At 72.0% G+C, this 16,966-nt stretch carries 9 protein-coding genes; 7 read left to right on the top strand and 2 right to left on the bottom strand.

Going from position 1 to position 16,966, the window contains the following annotated elements:
- The first annotated feature begins 4 nt into the window (after positions 1-4).
- Entirely contained in the window at positions 5-6,025 is a 6,021-nt protein-coding gene (locus tag AQJ84_RS43115; RefSeq protein ID WP_059198854.1) for a hypothetical protein, read from the top strand.
- 142 nt (positions 6,026-6,167) lie between these two features.
- On the opposite strand, the gene AQJ84_RS22035 is transcribed toward AQJ84_RS43115, so the two are convergent.
- Complete coding sequence (locus tag AQJ84_RS22035) at positions 6,168-8,867, bottom strand: carbohydrate-binding protein (protein ID WP_078632327.1); 2,700 nt, start codon at positions 8,865-8,867, stop codon at positions 6,168-6,170.
- A gap of 308 nt (positions 8,868-9,175) precedes the next feature.
- On the opposite strand from AQJ84_RS22035, the gene AQJ84_RS22030 reads away from it, so the two are divergent.
- From AQJ84_RS22030 to AQJ84_RS22010, 5 genes are all read left to right on the top strand, one after another.
- Positions 9,176-10,216 carry a LacI family DNA-binding transcriptional regulator gene (locus AQJ84_RS22030; RefSeq protein ID WP_030043994.1) on the top strand — a complete coding sequence of 347 codons (1,041 nt, stop codon included), beginning with the start codon at positions 9,176-9,178 and terminating at the stop codon, positions 10,214-10,216.
- A 294-nt stretch (positions 10,217-10,510) separates the two neighbouring features.
- Positions 10,511-11,752, top strand: a complete 1,242-nt coding sequence (locus AQJ84_RS22025; RefSeq protein WP_030043993.1) for a sugar ABC transporter substrate-binding protein — start codon at positions 10,511-10,513, stop codon at positions 11,750-11,752.
- A 20-nt stretch (positions 11,753-11,772) separates the two neighbouring features.
- Positions 11,773-12,753, top strand: a complete 981-nt coding sequence (locus tag AQJ84_RS22020; protein ID WP_030043992.1) for a carbohydrate ABC transporter permease — start codon at positions 11,773-11,775, stop codon at positions 12,751-12,753.
- The gene (locus AQJ84_RS22015; protein ID WP_030043991.1) at positions 12,750-13,580 is read left to right on the top strand and encodes a carbohydrate ABC transporter permease; all 831 of its coding nucleotides are present in this window, start codon (positions 12,750-12,752) and stop codon (positions 13,578-13,580) included. Before AQJ84_RS22020 ends, AQJ84_RS22015 begins: the two co-directional genes overlap by 4 nt.
- 38 nt (positions 13,581-13,618) lie before the next feature.
- The gene (locus tag AQJ84_RS22010; protein ID WP_030043990.1) at positions 13,619-15,361 is read left to right on the top strand and encodes an amylo-alpha-1,6-glucosidase; all 1,743 of its coding nucleotides are present in this window, start codon (positions 13,619-13,621) and stop codon (positions 15,359-15,361) included.
- 10 nt (positions 15,362-15,371) lie between these two features.
- On the opposite strand, the gene AQJ84_RS22005 is transcribed toward AQJ84_RS22010, so the two are convergent.
- Positions 15,372-16,349 (bottom strand): quinone oxidoreductase family protein, encoded by a 978-nt coding sequence (locus AQJ84_RS22005; RefSeq protein ID WP_030043989.1) that lies wholly within the window; start codon positions 16,347-16,349, stop codon positions 15,372-15,374.
- A gap of 133 nt (positions 16,350-16,482) precedes the next feature.
- Between AQJ84_RS22005 and AQJ84_RS22000 the strand changes: the two genes are divergently transcribed.
- The gene (locus tag AQJ84_RS22000; protein ID WP_030043988.1) at positions 16,483-16,827 is read left to right on the top strand and encodes an ArsR/SmtB family transcription factor; all 345 of its coding nucleotides are present in this window, start codon (positions 16,483-16,485) and stop codon (positions 16,825-16,827) included.
- The last annotated feature ends 139 nt before the right edge of the window (positions 16,828-16,966 follow it).

Here is a 16,966-nt window from a genome sequence, read left to right as displayed (position 1 = left end):
TGCCATGACCGATGTGTTCGCCGCCCGCGCGCAGTTGGACCGGGCCCGCACCGAGGCGGACACCGCGCAGGCCCGCGCGGATGAGCAGCTGGCCGTCGTGCGGCGTCTCCAGGACCACATCAGGGCCGGTCTCCCGGACCCCGTCCAGATCGGCCAGCGTCCCAGCTCCGAACTGCTCGCCGAAGCAGAGGCGGCGCTGCCGGAGCTGCAGCGGACGGCCGACGATCTGAAGGGTCTGGTCGCCAGTGCCGAAGAGGAACTCACGCGCGCGCTGGGCGAGGGCGCGGCCCTGTTCCCCGACGACAACACCGCCCCGATCGCGCTCCTGCCGGTCCGGGTGGAGACCATCTGGTGGGAGCCGAGCACACTGCGGGTGCGGATCTACCCGGACGACATCCTGCTCTCCCCGTTCGACCCCCGGCTCACCCCCGCCGAGGCGGCCGCCGCCGCCGCGTACTGGCGAGACCCGGGCCCACAAGCCTGGCAGCAGGTGCTCACCGAGTTGCGCCCGGCCCGCGCGTCCTGGGCGGTCCGGGCCGCCCGCCCAGGCTCGCCGCCGCCCGTGACGCGCCCCGACGACCCGCGGCAGCACCGGCCGCAGTCGGTCGTGATGCCCAAGCGCTGGCGCTTCCTCGGTCTCCTCGACGGCCAGGTGGTGGTGGACAAGCTGGGCCGCCCGGTGCCCGACCCGCTGCCGATCGGCCTCCTGCGGGCCGAGGAGGAGGGCTGGGAGACGGACTGGTTCGAGGCGGTCACGGCCGGCATGGGCGTCGAGCTGCTCCTCCCGCCCGGCGCACCCGAGCAACTGGACGAACTGCTGGTCGTCGGGGTGCGGGACGACTCGACCGCGGACGGAGCCGCCCGGCTGGGTGACCTGCTGCACGGCCACAGGTTCGCCGGCGGCCTGGGCCTGCTGCCGTCCGGCACACCCACCAACAACACCCCGCACACCCGCTCCGGCTGGTCCTCGGCACCCGCCTACCCGGGCCCGGAGCCCGACCCGGAGGCGGGGGAGCGGCCGGTGGCCGACGCGCTCGCGGCAGCCTTCGGCCTGCCGGACCCCGGGTTCCTGCGCGGCTGCTCCGGCGCCGACGACGCGGAACCGTCGGCCGTCACCGCGCTGACCCTGCTGACCTGGCCCACCCTCGGCAAGGGCTTCGCCGAGGCCGCGCTGACGACGCTCGACCTGGGCACCAAACAGGAAAGCACCGCTCCGGGACGGCCGTGGCGCGCCGTCCGCGACCATCTCTGCGAGCATGTCCGCGGTCGCGGGCCGCTGCCGATGCTGCGCGTAGGCCGGCAGCCGTACGGACTCCTGCCCGTGACCGCGCTGGAGGACTGGCGCCCCCAGACCGGCGGCAACGTGGACGCCCTGATCGCGCCCTGGCTGCTGCGGCTGCGGGAACGCTGGCGCGCGGTGGTGGACTCACGCACGGAGCTGGACACGGGCGAGGAGGAACCGGCCATCCCCCGCGTCGAGCCGGGCAAGCCGGCCGACCGGGTCGCGGTGGACGCGCTGCAGCGGCTGCCCGTGGCGACCGGCCTGTCCATGCGCCGCATGGACAGCCCGAACTTCGCCGTCGGGAAGACCTCGCGCGACGAGCCCCCGGCACGGCCGGGCCTGCCCGGCCTTCCTCCCGACGGAGCGCTGCGCTGGACCACGAGCGGCGACGGCACGACGTTCTTCGGCTGGAGCCTCGACGACAGGACCGGCACCCCGGACTTCGTCCCCCGGCTCACCCCGGACCCCGACGCCTTCCCGGCCAGAGCGACGGCCACCGCGGACTACCTGGGTGCGGTACGAGCGTTCCTGGCGGGCGAGTTGGACGCCGAGAACTACGACCTTCAGTGGCCGGTGGAGCTGTCCACGGGGCGGGAGATCCCACCCCGGCGCAGCACGTTTTACGACCTTCCGGCAGCGGAGGAAGAGGCCCCGGGGGAGGAGACGCCACCCCCGGAGGACGGCCAGGCGCCGGAGGACGGCGAGGCGCCCCCGGACCTCCAGCCGGAAACCCCACCGGACGCCCGCGGATTCCTCGACGCGCTGCTGTTCCTGCCCAACTGGTCGGCCTTCCTGGGCGACGACGACACCGAAGCCACCGACGACCCCCTGCGCCGGGCCCTGGCCGTCCCCTCCGAGGTCGATCAACTGGTCGCCGACGTGCTGGAAGGACTGGGCGAGCAGGAGCGGGCCGAACGGGTCGCGGCCGCCGCGCAGGCCGCGGGCGCACTGCCCCGGCTGGAACAGGCGCTGCGCACGCTGGCCGCCGTGCCGGTGACGCGGCTGCCAGAACTGCTGCTGGAGGTCATCGACGTCTACTCGCACCGGCTGGACGCGTGGATCACCTCGATGGCGTCGCTGCGCCTGGCCGAACTGCGGGCGTCCGGTGTCGAGGGCGTCCGGTTCGGCTGCTACGGCTGGGTGGAGAATCTGGGCGCCCCCCAGCAGAGGGAACAGGCCGACATCGAACTGGACGACGTGGTCACCACCGTCGAGGTGTCCGACAAGGACGGCTACATCCACGCACCGTCACTCCAGCACGCGGCCACGGCGGCGGTCCTGCGCTCGGGCTTCCTCAGCGACCCCCACGAGCAGACCTACGCGGTCAACCTCACCTCCCGCCGCGCCCGCGTCGCCCGCTGGCTGCTCGGCGGCGTACGCCAAGGCCAGAACCTGGGCTCCCTGCTGGGCTACCGCTTCGAACGGGCCCTGCACGACGCGCGCCTGGACCACCTCGTCGAACGGTTCCGCCGCCAGTTCCCCCTGCCCGTCGTGCCCGAACCACAAGGGGAGGAACCCGAGGCGCAGTTGTGGGCGCGCAGCGCGGAGGCCATCTCCGCCCGCAACGTCGTCGACGGCATGGCCCTCGTGCGGGCCGGGGCCGACGCTCCCGACCGGCCCAGCGTCATCGACGCGGCGCCGGTGGTCCCACCGGACGACCGGGCGGCGGTGACGCCGCTGCTGGAGGACCTCGCGGACGCCCTGGACGCGGTGGGTGACCTGGTGCTGGCCGAGAGCGTGCACCAGCTGGTGGGAGGCAACCCCATACGGGCGGGCCTCACCGCCGACACCCTCGGCCGCGGTGAGGACGTGCCGGACACCTTCCGCGTGCTGCGTACCCCGCACCGAGCCCGCGCACTGACCCACCGGGTCGGCGCGCTGCTGCCGGCCGAACCCGCTTCCCCCACCGGCTGGCCCGCCGATCCGGTCGCCGCGCTGCAACCCGCGCTGGAGGCCTGGGCCGCCCATCTGCTGGGCCCCGCGGCGGGCTGGACGCTGACCGGGGTGCTGGGCAGGCCCGCGGCCGGCGACGGGCAGGACGACACCAGCCCGTTCGAACTCACCGCCGACCGCCTGGGGTCGGGCGCGCTGCGCACCGTACTGGACGCGGCCGCCGTCGAACCGGCCGGACTGCGCCGCGCGGTCCAGAACGCCATGGGGGTCACGCCGGACACGCCGGTCACCTTCGACGGCCCCGGCTGGAGCGGACTGCGCGGTCGCGCGGTCCGGATCCGGGCGCTGCTGTCCACCGCCCAACCGCTGCTGCCGCCCCACCTGCCCGAAGACCCGGCCGGCCGCGCGGTCGACACGACCGGACTGCGGACACGGCTCGCCGCCTTCGCCGCGAGCCCCCTGGTCGCCGGACACCCCGCCGAGGCCAAGCTGCGCGAACTGGCCGCGGAGCAGGTCACGCCGGACTCGGTCGAGTCCTGGCTCTCCCGGGCCAGGACGGCGCTGACCGAGGTGCTCGGCGCGGACGTCCCGCTCCTGCCCGCGCTCACCGCCACGACACCGCCACCGGCCGGCCGCGGCGGTCTGCCCGGCGCCGACGTCGAGGACTGGCTGCGGCGCAACGCGGCCGTACGACCGATGGTGCGCACCCTGCACGAGACCCTGCTGCTGGCCGGAACCCGGGCCGAGCGGTCCGAACGGCTGTGTGCGGCACAGCATCCGACGACCGAAGCCGACGCATGGATCGGCGGCACCTTCCCGGCCGGGCAGCGCCCGCCCGCCACCACCCACCTGGTCTGGCACGCACCGGCCGACACCCCGCCCGGCGCCGCCGTCACCGGAGTCGTGCTCGACGAGTGGATCGAACTGCTGCCCGGCTCCGACCAGCCGCCGCCCCCCACCCCCACCACGCCCGCCGGGGCCGCGCCGCAGACCGAACTGACCGGCGTCGCCTTCCACTACGACCGTCCCGACGCCAAGGCCCCGCACAACGTGCTCATCGCGGTGCCCCCGAACCTCGAACGCGGCTGGACCTCCGACGGCCTGGTCCAGGTACTGCGCGAGACGCTGGAACTGGCCAAGCTGCGCGCCGTCGACCGCGCCGACCTGCCGATGCTGGACGACCTGGTCCCCGCCATCCGTATCTCCCAGCACAACGCGACCGGCAGGGCCCTGGCCAGGCTCGAGACGCGCCGGCCGAACACCGACCCCGACGGCCCCTTCCGGCTGGAGCCCAACCACCGCACCGACGAGGTCGAATCCGGACTGGCCGCCCGGGTGCACGACCCGCTGTGGCTGCTCACCCGGCAGTGGCAGTTCGGGGAGTTCGCCGCCCAGGACGCCGGTTCCCCGGCCGTGGTACGGATGACCGGCAGCAGCGCGCCCATCGACGCCTGGCGGTCGGCCGGCGCCCAGGAGTGGGTGCCCTACGATCCACGCCTCGGACCGCTGGACGGCCATGTCGAGGACGAGCCCGTCCTCGTCGACGAGCGACTGCGTGCCGAGGGCGGCGCCGCACTGCTGCGCATGTGCGACGACGCCGGAGTGCTCGGAGCGGCCCTCACGGCACTGGCTCCCCACCGGCTCCAGGACGGCCGGCCCGACACGAGCCTGGTCGGGCTGCTCGACGGCCGGATGCCGGACGCGGAGTCGGTGACGGCGGCGCTGGACGCGGGCACCTTCGACAGCGGACCGGACCCGAGGGTCGGCGAGGTGGCCGCCCGGTGGCGGAGCTGGTGGGCCGGACAGCTCGCCGAGCGCGGGCCGGACTGCTTCGACCCGCACCGGTTCGAGTACGCCGCCGAGGTGTCCACCGGCGGGACGGTGCTGCGCGCCCAGGAGTACCAGGGCGACGGGCTGGACTGGTACAGCCTGGACGTGCACCCCGACCCCGACAGCGAGGCGGCACCCCAGGGGCCGGCCGTCCCGTTCAGCGAGGAAGGCCTGCCGTCGACCGTGCGCTACGGCGGGCTGCCGGCCGACCGGTTCTGGGAGATGGAGGACGCGCGAGTCGACCTCGGGGCGGCGGACGTGTCCACCCTCGACACCGGCCGACTGCTGCTGATCTCGTTCGCGACGGTCTTCGGCAACGACTGGTTCCTGGTGCCGCTGGAGGTGCCCACCGCGTCGCTGACCGTCCTGGACCGGCTCCTGGTACGCGACGTCTTCGGCCGCCATCACCTGGTCCGCCGCGCGGGCCAGGACGACCCGGCCTGGTCGATGTTCACCCTGGACAGTCCGGACCCGGACCATCCGGCGGCGTCCGGGCTGCTGATGCTGCCCACCGAACGCGGTCAGGCGGGGCAGCCGCTGGAGCGCGTGGTGCTGGCCCGCGACGAACTCGCCAACCTGGCATGGGCGGTTCAGCACCACTACACCGACGGCCGGGGGGAGCCCGTCGACCGCCGGGACCGCTGGGCACGCAGCGCACAGGCCGAGCCGATCGTGCCGGGCGAGCTGCCCGCGTACGCGGTGCAGACCATCGTGCCGGACTACTGGTTCCCGCTCGTCCCGGAGGCGGTCCGCACGGCAGAGATCCGCTTCCGGCTGGCCGACCTCACCGCTCCCGGCCTCGACTCACGTCCCGAAGGCCGCCTGATCACGCCCCGGCTGTGGGTGCACGAGGAGGAGGTGCCGCGCGACGGCGCCTACGTCACCCGCCGCCCGGTGCTGGCCCGCTGGTTCGACGGTTCCTGGCACAGCTGGGTACGCCGGGAGAAGGCCCCCGGCACGGGGGAGAGCTCGAGCGGGCTCGCCTTCGACACGGTGCGGCCCACGGAACCGTGGCCGTGACGACGGTACGGCCGCTGCGCCGCGGCGGCCTCTGAGACTCGCCGCTGCCGCTGCCGCTGCCGCTGCCGTCGCCGTCACCGAGCCGAGGCGGGTGTGCACCCTGACCCTGCGGCTCGGTGTCGAGGCGGACCGGGTCGGGCCGTCAGGGCTGCTTCGTCGCCAAGGGGGTGACGGCGACGCGGTCGACGACCGGGGCGTACGGGGAGCGCTGGTCGTACTGGTTGTAGGTGTCGCCGTCGAAGTCGGGCAGCTCGTCCGCCGTGAAGGTGAGCCGGTTGGTGCCCTTCTTCAGTGTCGTCGGGACGGTGAGCTCCCAGAAGTTGTTGAAGTGGAAGGTGGTCGGGAACAGCACCCGGCGGGCCGGTCCGCCGTTCACCGAGAGGTCGGCGTGGCGGGCGATCGGGTCGGGGTTGTAGTGGGTGGCGGGCGCCTGTTCGGCGTTGGAGTAGCGGATGGTCACCGCGTGCCGCCCGGCCTTCGAGGCGACGACGTCGACGCTGAGGGCGTTGGCCTTGCCGTCGCCGATGCCGGTGACCGCCTTGCCGCCGGAAGCGAAGGTGTAGGCGTCGGTCACCTTGGCGGCGCCGGTCACGGTGCCGGCCTCCGCCTGGTACACCTTGGTCGTCAGGGTGCCGCTGGTCGGGGTCACCCGCAGCCGGTCCAGGCCCAGTTCGCGGGTGGCGCCGGTGACGGTGATCTTGTTGATGCCGCCGGACAGGAACATCCGGACACGGTCGGTGCCCTTCCTGGCGCCGCCGACCTGGGACACGTCGAGCTTCTCGCCGTTGAGGGCGAGGCTCGCGCCACCGCCGCCCAAGTGGTCGACGGACACGGTCGATTCACCGTCGGCGGGGGAGTAGACCCAGAAGGTCGCGGAGTCACCCTTGGCCAGCGGTACGGCGCCGGGGCCGGAGGCGCCGGGGTAGGTGTAACCCGGCCCGGTCCCGGAGAGGGTGGCGTACTCGGCCTCGTAGAGGGCCGGCGCGGTCACGTCGGCGTCCCGCAGTGACAGGTCGACCTTGTCGACGATGGCGTCACCCTTGGTGACCCCCAGATCGGCGTCCTTCGCGGCGAGCGTGATGCGGTGCCTGCCCGCGGTCAGCTTCACCGTGGTGTCGGTGTGGCCCCAGACGACCCACTTGTAGCCCAGCGGCAGCCGCAGCTCCTGGGGGTCCTTGCCGTCGACGCGCAGGAAGACGTTGGTGGGACCCTGCTGCTTCACCATTTCGTACAGGTTGTAGGAGTTGGCGAAGACGCTCAGGTCGTACGTGCCGTCCCGGGGCACGTCCACGTCGAAGGACAGCACTCCGTCTGAGCCGGTGCGCAGACCGCCCACGTTGTAGCCGCCCGAGGTCGCGAACTTGCCGACCTGGGAGGGCGATCCCTCCGGGCCGTTGCGGGAGTAGCCGCCGCCGGTGTAGGTGGCGTTCTCCGCCTCGTACGTCCGTCGCCAGCTCACGGAGGGTTCGGCCGGTACACCGCCGTTGCCGCCGGGCGCGAGGATGACCTGGTAGGCCGACATCTCGTTCATGCCGGTCATGGGGAGGGTGACGGTGCCGCCCGCACCGACGGTGAGCTCCTGGTCGGCCAGTCGCCGTGGCTGGGCGGAGTCGCCGACCTGGCCGGTCCAGGGGATCTCCTGCACGGTGGCGTGCACGGTCGTGCCGAACAGCTTCGGATCGATGTTCTCGAAGACGACGTCGGCGTCGCCGCTCTTGCCTCCGAAGATCGCCCGGGACTGCTTCTTGTCCTCGTCGAGGGTGGCGACGCCCTGGAGGGTGTACTGCTGGTTGGGGTGCGGGGCGGTCACCTCGACCGTGTGGCCGGACATCTGGCCGTAGGCGTTGAACAGCCACCACTGGCCGTTGCCCTTGTTGGCCTCGACGGCCGAGTCGTTCAGGTTGCCGTCGATGTTCCAGTACGCCAGATCGGCGTCGATCTTGGACTCCTCGATGGCGGAGACCCACTGCACGACCTGCCCGGGCACGGAGAGGTGGAAGTTGTGGCCGTACTCGTTGACGTTGATCGGCAGCGGGCCGACGCCGACGTCCTTCTCCATCTGCCGGTACTTCGCCACGTTGGTGCGGACGGCGGCGGGGCTGGACAGCTCGTGCCAGCTCATCACGTCCGGCACCACGTCGTTGGCCTTGGCGTACTGCAGGAAGCCCTTGACCTGGTTGTACAGGACGCTGGTGTTGGGTCCTGCGATGCGGGCGTCGGGGTCGAGGCCCTTGATGAGGTGGTAGACGTCCTTCCAGGCCGCGAAGTAGTGCTGCGGGTCGTTCAGCCAGGAGACCCTGTTGTAGCTCCACTCGCCGGTGCCGAACATGTTCCCTTCGGGTTCGTTGAAGGGGACGTAGACGACGTGGTCCTGGTACGCGTCGTCCATGCTCAGGACCTGCCGGACCTGCTTCCTGATCTTCTCCTTGAAGTCCGCGAGCCGCGCCGGACCGTCGGCGCCCGGCCACTGGTACGGGAAGCCGCGGTAGATGTCGGTCATGTAGATGTAGACGTCCTCGCCGCCGGAGTCCACGAACGGCGGCAGCATCTCCAGGGCGTCCGCGCCCGGGTGCTGGGGACCGTCCTGGGCCTTGGTGGACACGGTCCGGACGTGCATGCCTTCGAGGACGTTGCGGCTGGGCACGCCGTCGCCGTAGACGCCGTACAGCGAGCCTGAGGCGCCGCCGTGGAAGGCGCCGGTGTCGGTGGCCAGGTCGATGGTGAGCCGCTCCGGTTCCGCCGCGCCGGCCGTTCCGGCGGAAGGCAGCGCGAGGAGGGCGGCCAGGGCCGTTACGGCGGTGGCGCCGGCGGCGGCTCTGGTTCTGCTGCGGGTGCGTCGCACTGAGGTCTCCGTGGGGTGATCCGCCCCTGACTCGAACCGGTTCGATCCATGTCGAGCGGGGTCGGTCTTGTGTCCGGGGGCCCGTCCATGGATGCCGTCGGGGCTCGATACGGCTGTGTCGAACCGGTTCGCCGGAAGCTAGCACCGCCGCAAAAGGGCCAGCAATACCCTCGACACGGATTCCCCGTCGGCTTTCGGGAAGTGTGCGCAAGCCATTGACAGTCACCGTGAACCGCTCCTAACTTCCCTCCAAGCGAACCGGTTCGACAGACCGGCTCGTGTTCGAACCGGTTCGACGAAGGAGCGCCGTGAACATCGGGGAGATCGCCAAGCGGGCCGGTGTCTCGCGGAGCACCGTGTCCTACGCCCTGAGCGGCAAGCGCTCGGTGTCGGAGGAGACCCGGCGCAAGATCCAGCAGGTCATCGACGAACTGGGCTACCGGCCCAACGCGAGCGCACGGGCTTTGGCCAACGGCCGGACCAGCACGATCGGCCTGGTCTTCCCGCCGGCCGGCAACCACTACACCGGCATGCAGCTCGACTTCATCGGCAGCGTGGTGGAGGCCGCGGCAGCCTACGACTACGACGTGCTGCTGTCCCCGAGCGGTGTGGACAGCGACCGCTCGTTCCAGCGGCTGCTGGCCGAGCGGCGGGTCGACGGCGCGATCCTGATGGAGATCAGGCTCCAGGACGACCGGGTCGACCACCTGGGCGAGGCGAACTTCCCCGCCGTCTGCATCGGCCGTACCGCGAGCTCGGACGGTGACTGGTGGGTCGGGCTGGATCACACCGCGCTGGTGGCGGCGTGCGTCCACCACCTCGCCGACCTGGGCCATCGCCGGATCGCCTTCGTCAACCGGCCCGAACACCTGCTGCGGGCCGGCTACGAGTCGGCGCACCGCGGCCTCGACGGCTTCACCAAGGCGGCGGCCGAGCGCGGGCTCACCACACGCACGTACTGCTGCGGCGACGACGCCCCCTCCGGTCAGACCTGCCTGGAGCGGATCCTGCACGACGACCCGGCCACCACGGCACTGGTCACCCTGAACGAGGCCGCCCTGGGCGGTCTGTACCGGGGCCTGTCCGTGGCGGGCCGCCATGTACCGCGCGACTTCTCCGTCACCGGGGTGGTGGCCGGCCGGTGGGCCGAGACGGTGACCCCGCAGCTCACCGCGGCCGACGTGCCGGCCGAGCAGATGGGGCGCCTGGCCGTCGAACTGCTCGTCGAGCGGCTCGACCACCCCGACGCGACGCCCCGCCACCACCTGCTGGCGCCGCCCATCTCCCTGCGCGCCAGCACCGGGCCCGCCCACGCCGGCACGGACCTCCGTTCCGGCTCCGACGACTGACCGATCCCTCCACTCCTCGCACCTCGGCGGCACCTCCGCTCGACCGCCGCCTTTTCACCGGCTGTGCCAGGCCGGAGCTTCGCCGGCTGCTTCCTCGGCATGCCGTTGCCGAGAACCTGCCGAACAGGCGGACGCGCCGGACGTGTCGAACAGGCCGGACGCGCCGCACCCGCCGAACAGGCCGCACACGCCAGACGTGCCGCACCCACCGGACGCGCACCCACCGGACGTGCCGCGCGCGCCCGACGTGCCCAAAACATGCCAAGAAACGTGCCGAGACCCGAAGGACATCCCATGAACAGAGCTCCCGGACGACGTCTCACCGCCGCTGCCCTGACCGTCGTCGCCCTCGCCACCGGCACCACCGCCTGCTCGTCCGGCGGCAGTTCCTCCGCGAAGGGCGAGGACAGTGGCACCTTCACCATCTGGGACCCGTACCCGCAGTTCGCCAAGGACTCGGCCTGGGCGAAGTTGCTGGACGACTGCGGCAGCGAGGCCGGCATCAAGGTCAAGCGCACCGCGTTCGACACCAGTGACCTGACGAACAAGGTGCTCCTGGCGGCGCAGCAGGACAACTCCCCGGACGTGCTCATCGTCGACAACCCGGTGGTGTCGACCCTGGCGGAGGCCGGCGTCCTGACCACGACCGACGACAACAAGCTCGACACCTCGAAGGCGGACCCGAACCTGCTCGCGGCCGGCCAGTCCGGCGGGAAGACCTACGGCACCCCGGTCGGCGCCAACACCCTCGCCCTCTACTACAACAAGGAGGTGCTGAAGGAGGCCGGTGTCGACGTCGCCTCGGTCAAGGACTGGAAGTCGCTGACGGCAGCGCTGGCGAAGGTCAAGGAAGCCGGCAAGAAGGGCATCACGTTCTCCGCGATCGGCACCGAGGAGGGCAGCTTCCAGTTCCTGCCGTGGTTCTGGGGTGCGGGCGCCGAGCTCACCGAACTCGACTCCGCACAGGGAGAGTCGGCGCTGGCGCTGTGGAGCGACTGGCTCAAGAAGGGTTACGCCCCCAACTCGGTCATCAACAACACCCAGACCACCAGCTGGCAGGAGTTCGCCGGCGGTGAGTACGCCTTCGCCGAGAACGGCACCTGGCAGCTGGCCAACGCCGAGAAGGCCGGCTTCGACTACGGCGTGCTGCCCATCCCCGCCTCCGGCGGGGGCAACGCGGCGGCCCCGACCGGCGGCGAGTTCGTCACCCTCCCCGTCCAGGGGGACACCGGCCGCTACGCCACCTCCCAGAAGCTGGTGTCCTGCCTGACCAGCACCGAGAACCTCTACGCCACCGACACCACCCTGTCGTACGTGGCTCCCACGACCGAGGTCCAGGACAAGCAGGTCGCGGCCGACCCCAAGCTGAAGCCCTGGGTCGAGGCGGTCAAGGCGGCCAGGGGGCGCACCAGTGACGACCTGGGCACCAAGTACCCCAAGATCTCCGAGCAGTTGTGGAAGGCGGTCCAGTCCGCACTCAGCGGGGCCGAGGCCCCGAAGGACGCGCTCGCCGCGGCCCAGGACGCCGTCAAGTAGCCGAAGCACAGGGGCTGTTGATGAACCACACGACACACCCGCCGGACCACACGGTGCGAGAACGGACCGGGGCGGCCACCGCTGCCCCGCCCCCGGCCCGCACCGCGGCCCGCCGCCGTCCGACCTCCCAGCAGTGGGCCGCCTGGGCCTTCCTCGCCCCGGTCACCCTCTACCTCGTCCTCTTCTACGCCTATCCCCTCTACCGCAACCTCGACCTGAGCCTGCGTGACTACACCGTCCGCTCCTTCGTCCAGGGCAACGCGCCGTTCACCGGGCTGGAGAACTACCGGAAGGTCCTCGACGACCCGACCTTCGGCCCGGCCCTGGTGCACACCGTGGTGTTCACCGCCGTCTGTCTGGTCTTCCAGTACGCCGTCGGCCTGGCGCTGGCGGTCTTCTTCAACCAGCACTTCCGGCTCTCCGCCACACTGCGGGCCCTGTTCCTGGTGCCCTGGCTGCTGCCGTTGATCGTGTCGGCGTCCACCTGGTCGTGGATGCTCAACAGTGACTCCGGCATCGTCAACTCCCTGTTGAGCGTGGTCGGTGTCGACCCGGTGCACTGGCTGACGTCGCCGGAGTGGTCGCTGACCTCGGTGATCATCGCGAACATCTGGATCGGCGTCCCGTTCAACCTGGTCGTGCTCTACAGCGGCCTTCAGTCCATCCCCCACAGCCTCTACGAGGCGGCCGCCCTCGACGGTGCGAACGCCTGGCGGCGCTTTTGGAGCATCACCCTCCCGCTGCTGCGCCCGGTGTCCGCCATCACCCTGCTGCTCGGCCTCGTGTACACGCTCAAGGTCTTCGACATCATCTGGATCATGACCAAGGGCGGCCCGGCCGACGCGTCCACCACCTTCGCCACCTGGTCCTACCGGCTCGGCTTCGGCAACCTGCTGCCCGCCTTCGGTCCCGGAGCGGCCGTCGGCAACCTGCTCGTCGTCGCCGCGCTGGTCTTCGGCCTGGTGTATCTGAGGGTCCAGCGAAAGCAGGCCATGGCATGAACTCCCCGCACCGACGCGGCCGTACGGCGTGGAAGACCGCCCTCGGCCTGGCGCTGACCGCGCTCATGCTCTTCCCGGTCTACTGGATGCTCAACGTGTCCCTCACCCGCGACCAGGACATGCGCAAGAGCCCACCGAACCTGTTCCCCACCCACGCCACCCTGGAGGGCTACCGGGCCGTCCTCGACCAGCAGTTGCCCTACCTCGCAACCAGCCTCGTCATCGGTGTCGGCACCGTCGTCCTGACCGTGGCGCTGGCCGCGCCCGCCGGCTACGCGCTCGCCAAACTGCGCCCGCGCGGCGGCGGCATCCTCAACTTCGTACTCCTGGCCGCCCAGATGATCCCCGGCATCATCATGGCGATGGGCTTCTACGCCGTCTACCTCCAGCTCGGCCTGCTCCAGTCGGTGCCCGGCCTGATCGTCGCGGACTCCACGCTGGCCGTCCCCTTCGCGGTACTGATCTTCACCGCGTTCATGTCCGGTATCCCCGGCGAACTGCTCCAGGCCGCTCAGATGGACGGAGCCGGACCCCTGCGCACCTTCCGGTCCGTGGTGCTGCCGATGAGCCGCAACGCCGTCGTCACGGTGTCGCTGTTCGCGTTCCTGTGGTCCTGGTCGGACTTCGTCTTCGCCAGCACGCTCGCAGGTGGCGGCGCGCACGAGCCGATCACCCTCGGCATCTACCACTACATCGGCAACAACAACCAGGAGTGGAACGCGATCATGGCGACCGCCGTCGTTGCCTCGCTGCCCGCCGCGGTGATCCTGGTCCTCGCCCAGCGGTACGTCGCCGCCGGCGTGACCGCCGGAGCCGTCAAGGACTGACCGACCGCCGTTCCCGCCGAAGAAACGAGTAGCCCTTCATGACCGCCGCCCCCTCCGGCCCGGCCTTCTCCCTCCACGACATCCCGTTCAGCACCCACGGATCCTGGTTCGACATCTCCCCGGTGCTGGCGGAGAAGGTGTACGCCGACGACCTCCACCTGGTCTCCCACCAGAACGGCATGCACGCGGTCCTGCGCCTCGTGCCCCTCGAACCGCTCACCGGCGGCCGGGCCGACACCCGGGTCAGCGCGACACCGGGTCTGCTGAGCTGGACCCACGAGAGCGGACACGTCGACCTCGCCTACGACTCGCCGGACACCGTGCGCGTGCGCGGGACCGGGCTCAGCCTTCGCGTCAGCGCGGCGGCGACCACCCTGACACCCTTCACGGGCACGTACTTCTTCCGTGACCCGGTGGACGGCGCGTACGTGTTCACCTCGTACGAGACCGGGCGCCGCTACCGGGTGACCGTCCTGTCGGGCGTCGCGGGGGAGGTGCTCGGCAGCGCGGCGCTGGGGGAGGCCGACCGTGGCCTCACCGTCACCGCGGACGGCGGCGGATCCTGGGAGGCCGCCATCGAGGAACTCGACAGCGCCCGGCGTCCGTACAGCTCCCCGACGACGTTCGGTGAGGTCGTGGCGGCGGCGGAGCGGGCCTTCGTCGGCTTCGCCGACACGGTGGCCCCTTGGCGCTCCTCCCACACCCCGGCCGCCGAACTCGCCGCCTACGTCCTGTGGTCGGCGACGGTCGGCCCGGCGGGTCTGGTCACCCGGCCCGCGGTTTTGATGTCCAAGCACTGGATGGACAAGGTCTGGAGCTGGGACCACTGCTTCAACGCCCTCGCCCTGGCGCCGGGAGCGCCCGGGCTGGCGTGGGACCAGTTCTCGCTGCCCTTCGACCACCAGGACGAGAGCGGGGCGCTGCCCGACTCGCTGACCCACTCGGAGGTGCTGCACAACTTCGTCAAACCCCCCATCCACGGCTGGGCCCTCTCCCACCTGCGCCGCCGCCTGCCCGAACCTCTCGGCAGAACCGAACTCGCCGAAACATACGACCGGTTGCGACGATGGACGGACTTCTGGCGCACCGCGCGCCGCGCTCCGGACGCCGCCCTGCCGCACTACCAGCACGGCAACGACAGCGGCTGGGACAACGCCACCACCTTCGACCCCGAGCGGGTGGTCGTCACGGCCGACCTGGCCGCCTTCCTCGTCCTCCAGCTGCACGAACTCGCCGCCCTGGCAACGGAACTCGGACGGGACGACGACGCCCGCCACTGGACGAGCACGGCGGAGGCGACCCAGGCGGCGATGCTCGACGAACTGTGGACGGGGGAGCGGTTCGTGGCCCGTGGCGCCGACAGCGGCGACACCTGGGGCAGTTCCAGCCTCCTCGACCTGATGCCCATCACCTTGGGCGAGCACCTGCCCGAGCACGTCGCGAAGACCCTGGCCACCCGGATCGAGGCCCACCTGACCCCGTACGGGCTGGCCACCGAGCTGCCCACCTCGCCGCACTACCGCTCCGACGGGTACTGGCGCGGCCCGATCTGGGCGCCCGCCACCGTCCTCGTCGAGGACGGCCTGCGCCGCGGTGGCCACCAGCGGCTCGCGGACGAGATCAGCGCCCGCTTCCGGAACCTGTGCGAGGCCCACGGCTTCGCCGAGAACTTCGACGCCCTCACCGGCACGGGTCTGCGCGACCGGGCCTACACCTGGACCGCCGCCGCCTACCTCCTGCTCGCCGAAGGGCACGCGCTGCGGATCCGTGTTCCCGGCTAGTACCCGGTGCTCAGTCGGCGATCCGCAGCAGCAGCTTGCCCGTTGACGTGCGTCCACCCATGAGCCGGTGGGCCTCGGCCGCGTCCGGCAACGGGAACTCCGCGGTGACGGGAAGGTCCACGGTGCCGTCGGTGACGGTCCGGAAGGCGCGCTCGGTGAGCGAGCGGAGCGCGTCGGGCGCCGACCCGGCGAGGGCCAGGATGGAGAAGCCCGCGACAGAGCGGCCTCGCGCGTACAGCTCGGGCTGTCCGGCCTGCCAGGGCTCGGCCCCGCTCGCGTTGCCGAACGACACCAGGCGCCCGAAGACGGCCAGCGCGTCGAGGCCGCGGCGCAGCGTGTCACCGCCCACCGGGTCGAGGACCAGGTCGACACCCCGGCCGCCGGTCGCACGGCGGACGTCGTCCGGGAAGGAGTCGCTGGTGAAGACCTCGTCGTAGCCGTACTTGAGAGCGTGCCCGGCCTTGGCCGTGGAGGAGACCACGCCGTACACCGCGCCGGCACCCGCCGCCCGGGCCAGCTGCCCGGCCGCCGTGCCGATGCCGCCCGCCGCGCCGTGCACCAGCACGCTCTCCCCGGCCCGCAGTCGTCCCACCTCGTGGAGCAGGGCGTGCGCGGTCGGCAGCACCGTGGGCAGCGCGGCCGCCCTCCGCAGGTCCAGGCCCTCGGGCAGGGGGAAGACGGTGGCGGTCTCGGCGACCGCGACCTCCGCGTAGGCACCGCCGCCCACGAGCGCGGCGACCTCCTGCCCCGGGCGCAGCCCCGTCACGTCCGGGCCGACGGCCCGGATCCGCCCCGAGACCTCCAGGCCCGGTCGGAAGGGCAGGGACTCCACCCGGTATCCCTCGGCACGCGCCTTGAGGTCGGCGAAGTTCACGCCCGCGTAGGCGACGTCGATGCTCACCTGGCCCGGCCCCGGCTCGGGGGCCTCGGCCGTCACGACCTTCAGTACCTCGGGACCGCCGTACTCCTGGAACTCGACTGCGCGCATGGCAGACGCACCCTTCGGCTGGTGTTCAATGAAAAGCGAACACTCGGACTGTAAGATACGCATCGAACACTCGGCAAGGGGCCGCGTCACTCGGCGGGGCGCCCGGCGGGGACACGTCGGACGAGGAGCGGGCATGTCGAACCAGGCCGCGGGCGGCAGTCACCGTGCGGCGCCGGTGCACACGGACCCCGAGGACGTCTCCGTACTGACCGCGCTGTCCGCGCTCGCCGACCCCGTACGCATCCAGCTGGTCCGCGAGCTGGCGGGATCCGCCGACTGGACACGCAGCTGTGGCAGCTTCGACGTACCGGTCGGCAAGGCCGCGCTCAGCCACCACTTCTCGGTCCTGCGCGGCGCGGGCCTGGTCGAACAGCGCGACCAGGGGCCCAAGCGGGTCAACCGACTGCGCCGTGAGGAGTTCGAGGCGCGCTTCCCGGGGCTGCTCGACCTGCTCCTGCGCGGCGACGGCACCGACTGAGCGGGCGGCCGCGCGAGCCCAGTGGCCCGTGGTCACCGTCGGCGAGCACGGCCGGCGAACGCCAGGACCCCTTCGCACGCTCACCCGGCCGGCGGTCGCCGACGGGGGCGTCCACCGGATGGGGGGCGTCGTACCTCGC

The organism is Streptomyces resistomycificus, assembly GCF_001514265.1.
Classification (GTDB): Bacteria; Actinomycetota; Actinomycetes; order Streptomycetales; family Streptomycetaceae; genus Streptomyces; species Streptomyces resistomycificus.
The sequence above is the reverse complement of the archived record's forward strand: the minus strand, read 5'-3'. Positions and strand labels throughout refer to the sequence as shown.

What these genes read in the sequence shown, in the direction of transcription:
- AQJ84_RS43115 (WP_059198854.1), top strand. Translation starts at nt 5, where the DNA reads ATGACCGATGTGTTCGCCGCCCGCGCGCAGTTGGACCGGGCCCGCACC.
- AQJ84_RS22025 (WP_030043993.1), top strand. Translation starts at nt 10,511, where the DNA reads ATGAACAGAGCTCCCGGACGACGTCTCACCGCCGCTGCCCTGACCGTC.
- AQJ84_RS22020 (WP_030043992.1), top strand. Translation starts at nt 11,773, where the DNA reads ATGAACCACACGACACACCCGCCGGACCACACGGTGCGAGAACGGACC.
- AQJ84_RS22015 (WP_030043991.1), top strand. Translation starts at nt 12,750, where the DNA reads ATGAACTCCCCGCACCGACGCGGCCGTACGGCGTGGAAGACCGCCCTC.
- AQJ84_RS22010 (WP_030043990.1), top strand. Translation starts at nt 13,619, where the DNA reads ATGACCGCCGCCCCCTCCGGCCCGGCCTTCTCCCTCCACGACATCCCG.
- AQJ84_RS22005 (WP_030043989.1), bottom strand. Translation starts at nt 16,349, where the DNA reads ATGCGCGCAGTCGAGTTCCAGGAGTACGGCGGTCCCGAGGTACTGAAG.
- AQJ84_RS22000 (WP_030043988.1), top strand. Translation starts at nt 16,483, where the DNA reads ATGTCGAACCAGGCCGCGGGCGGCAGTCACCGTGCGGCGCCGGTGCAC.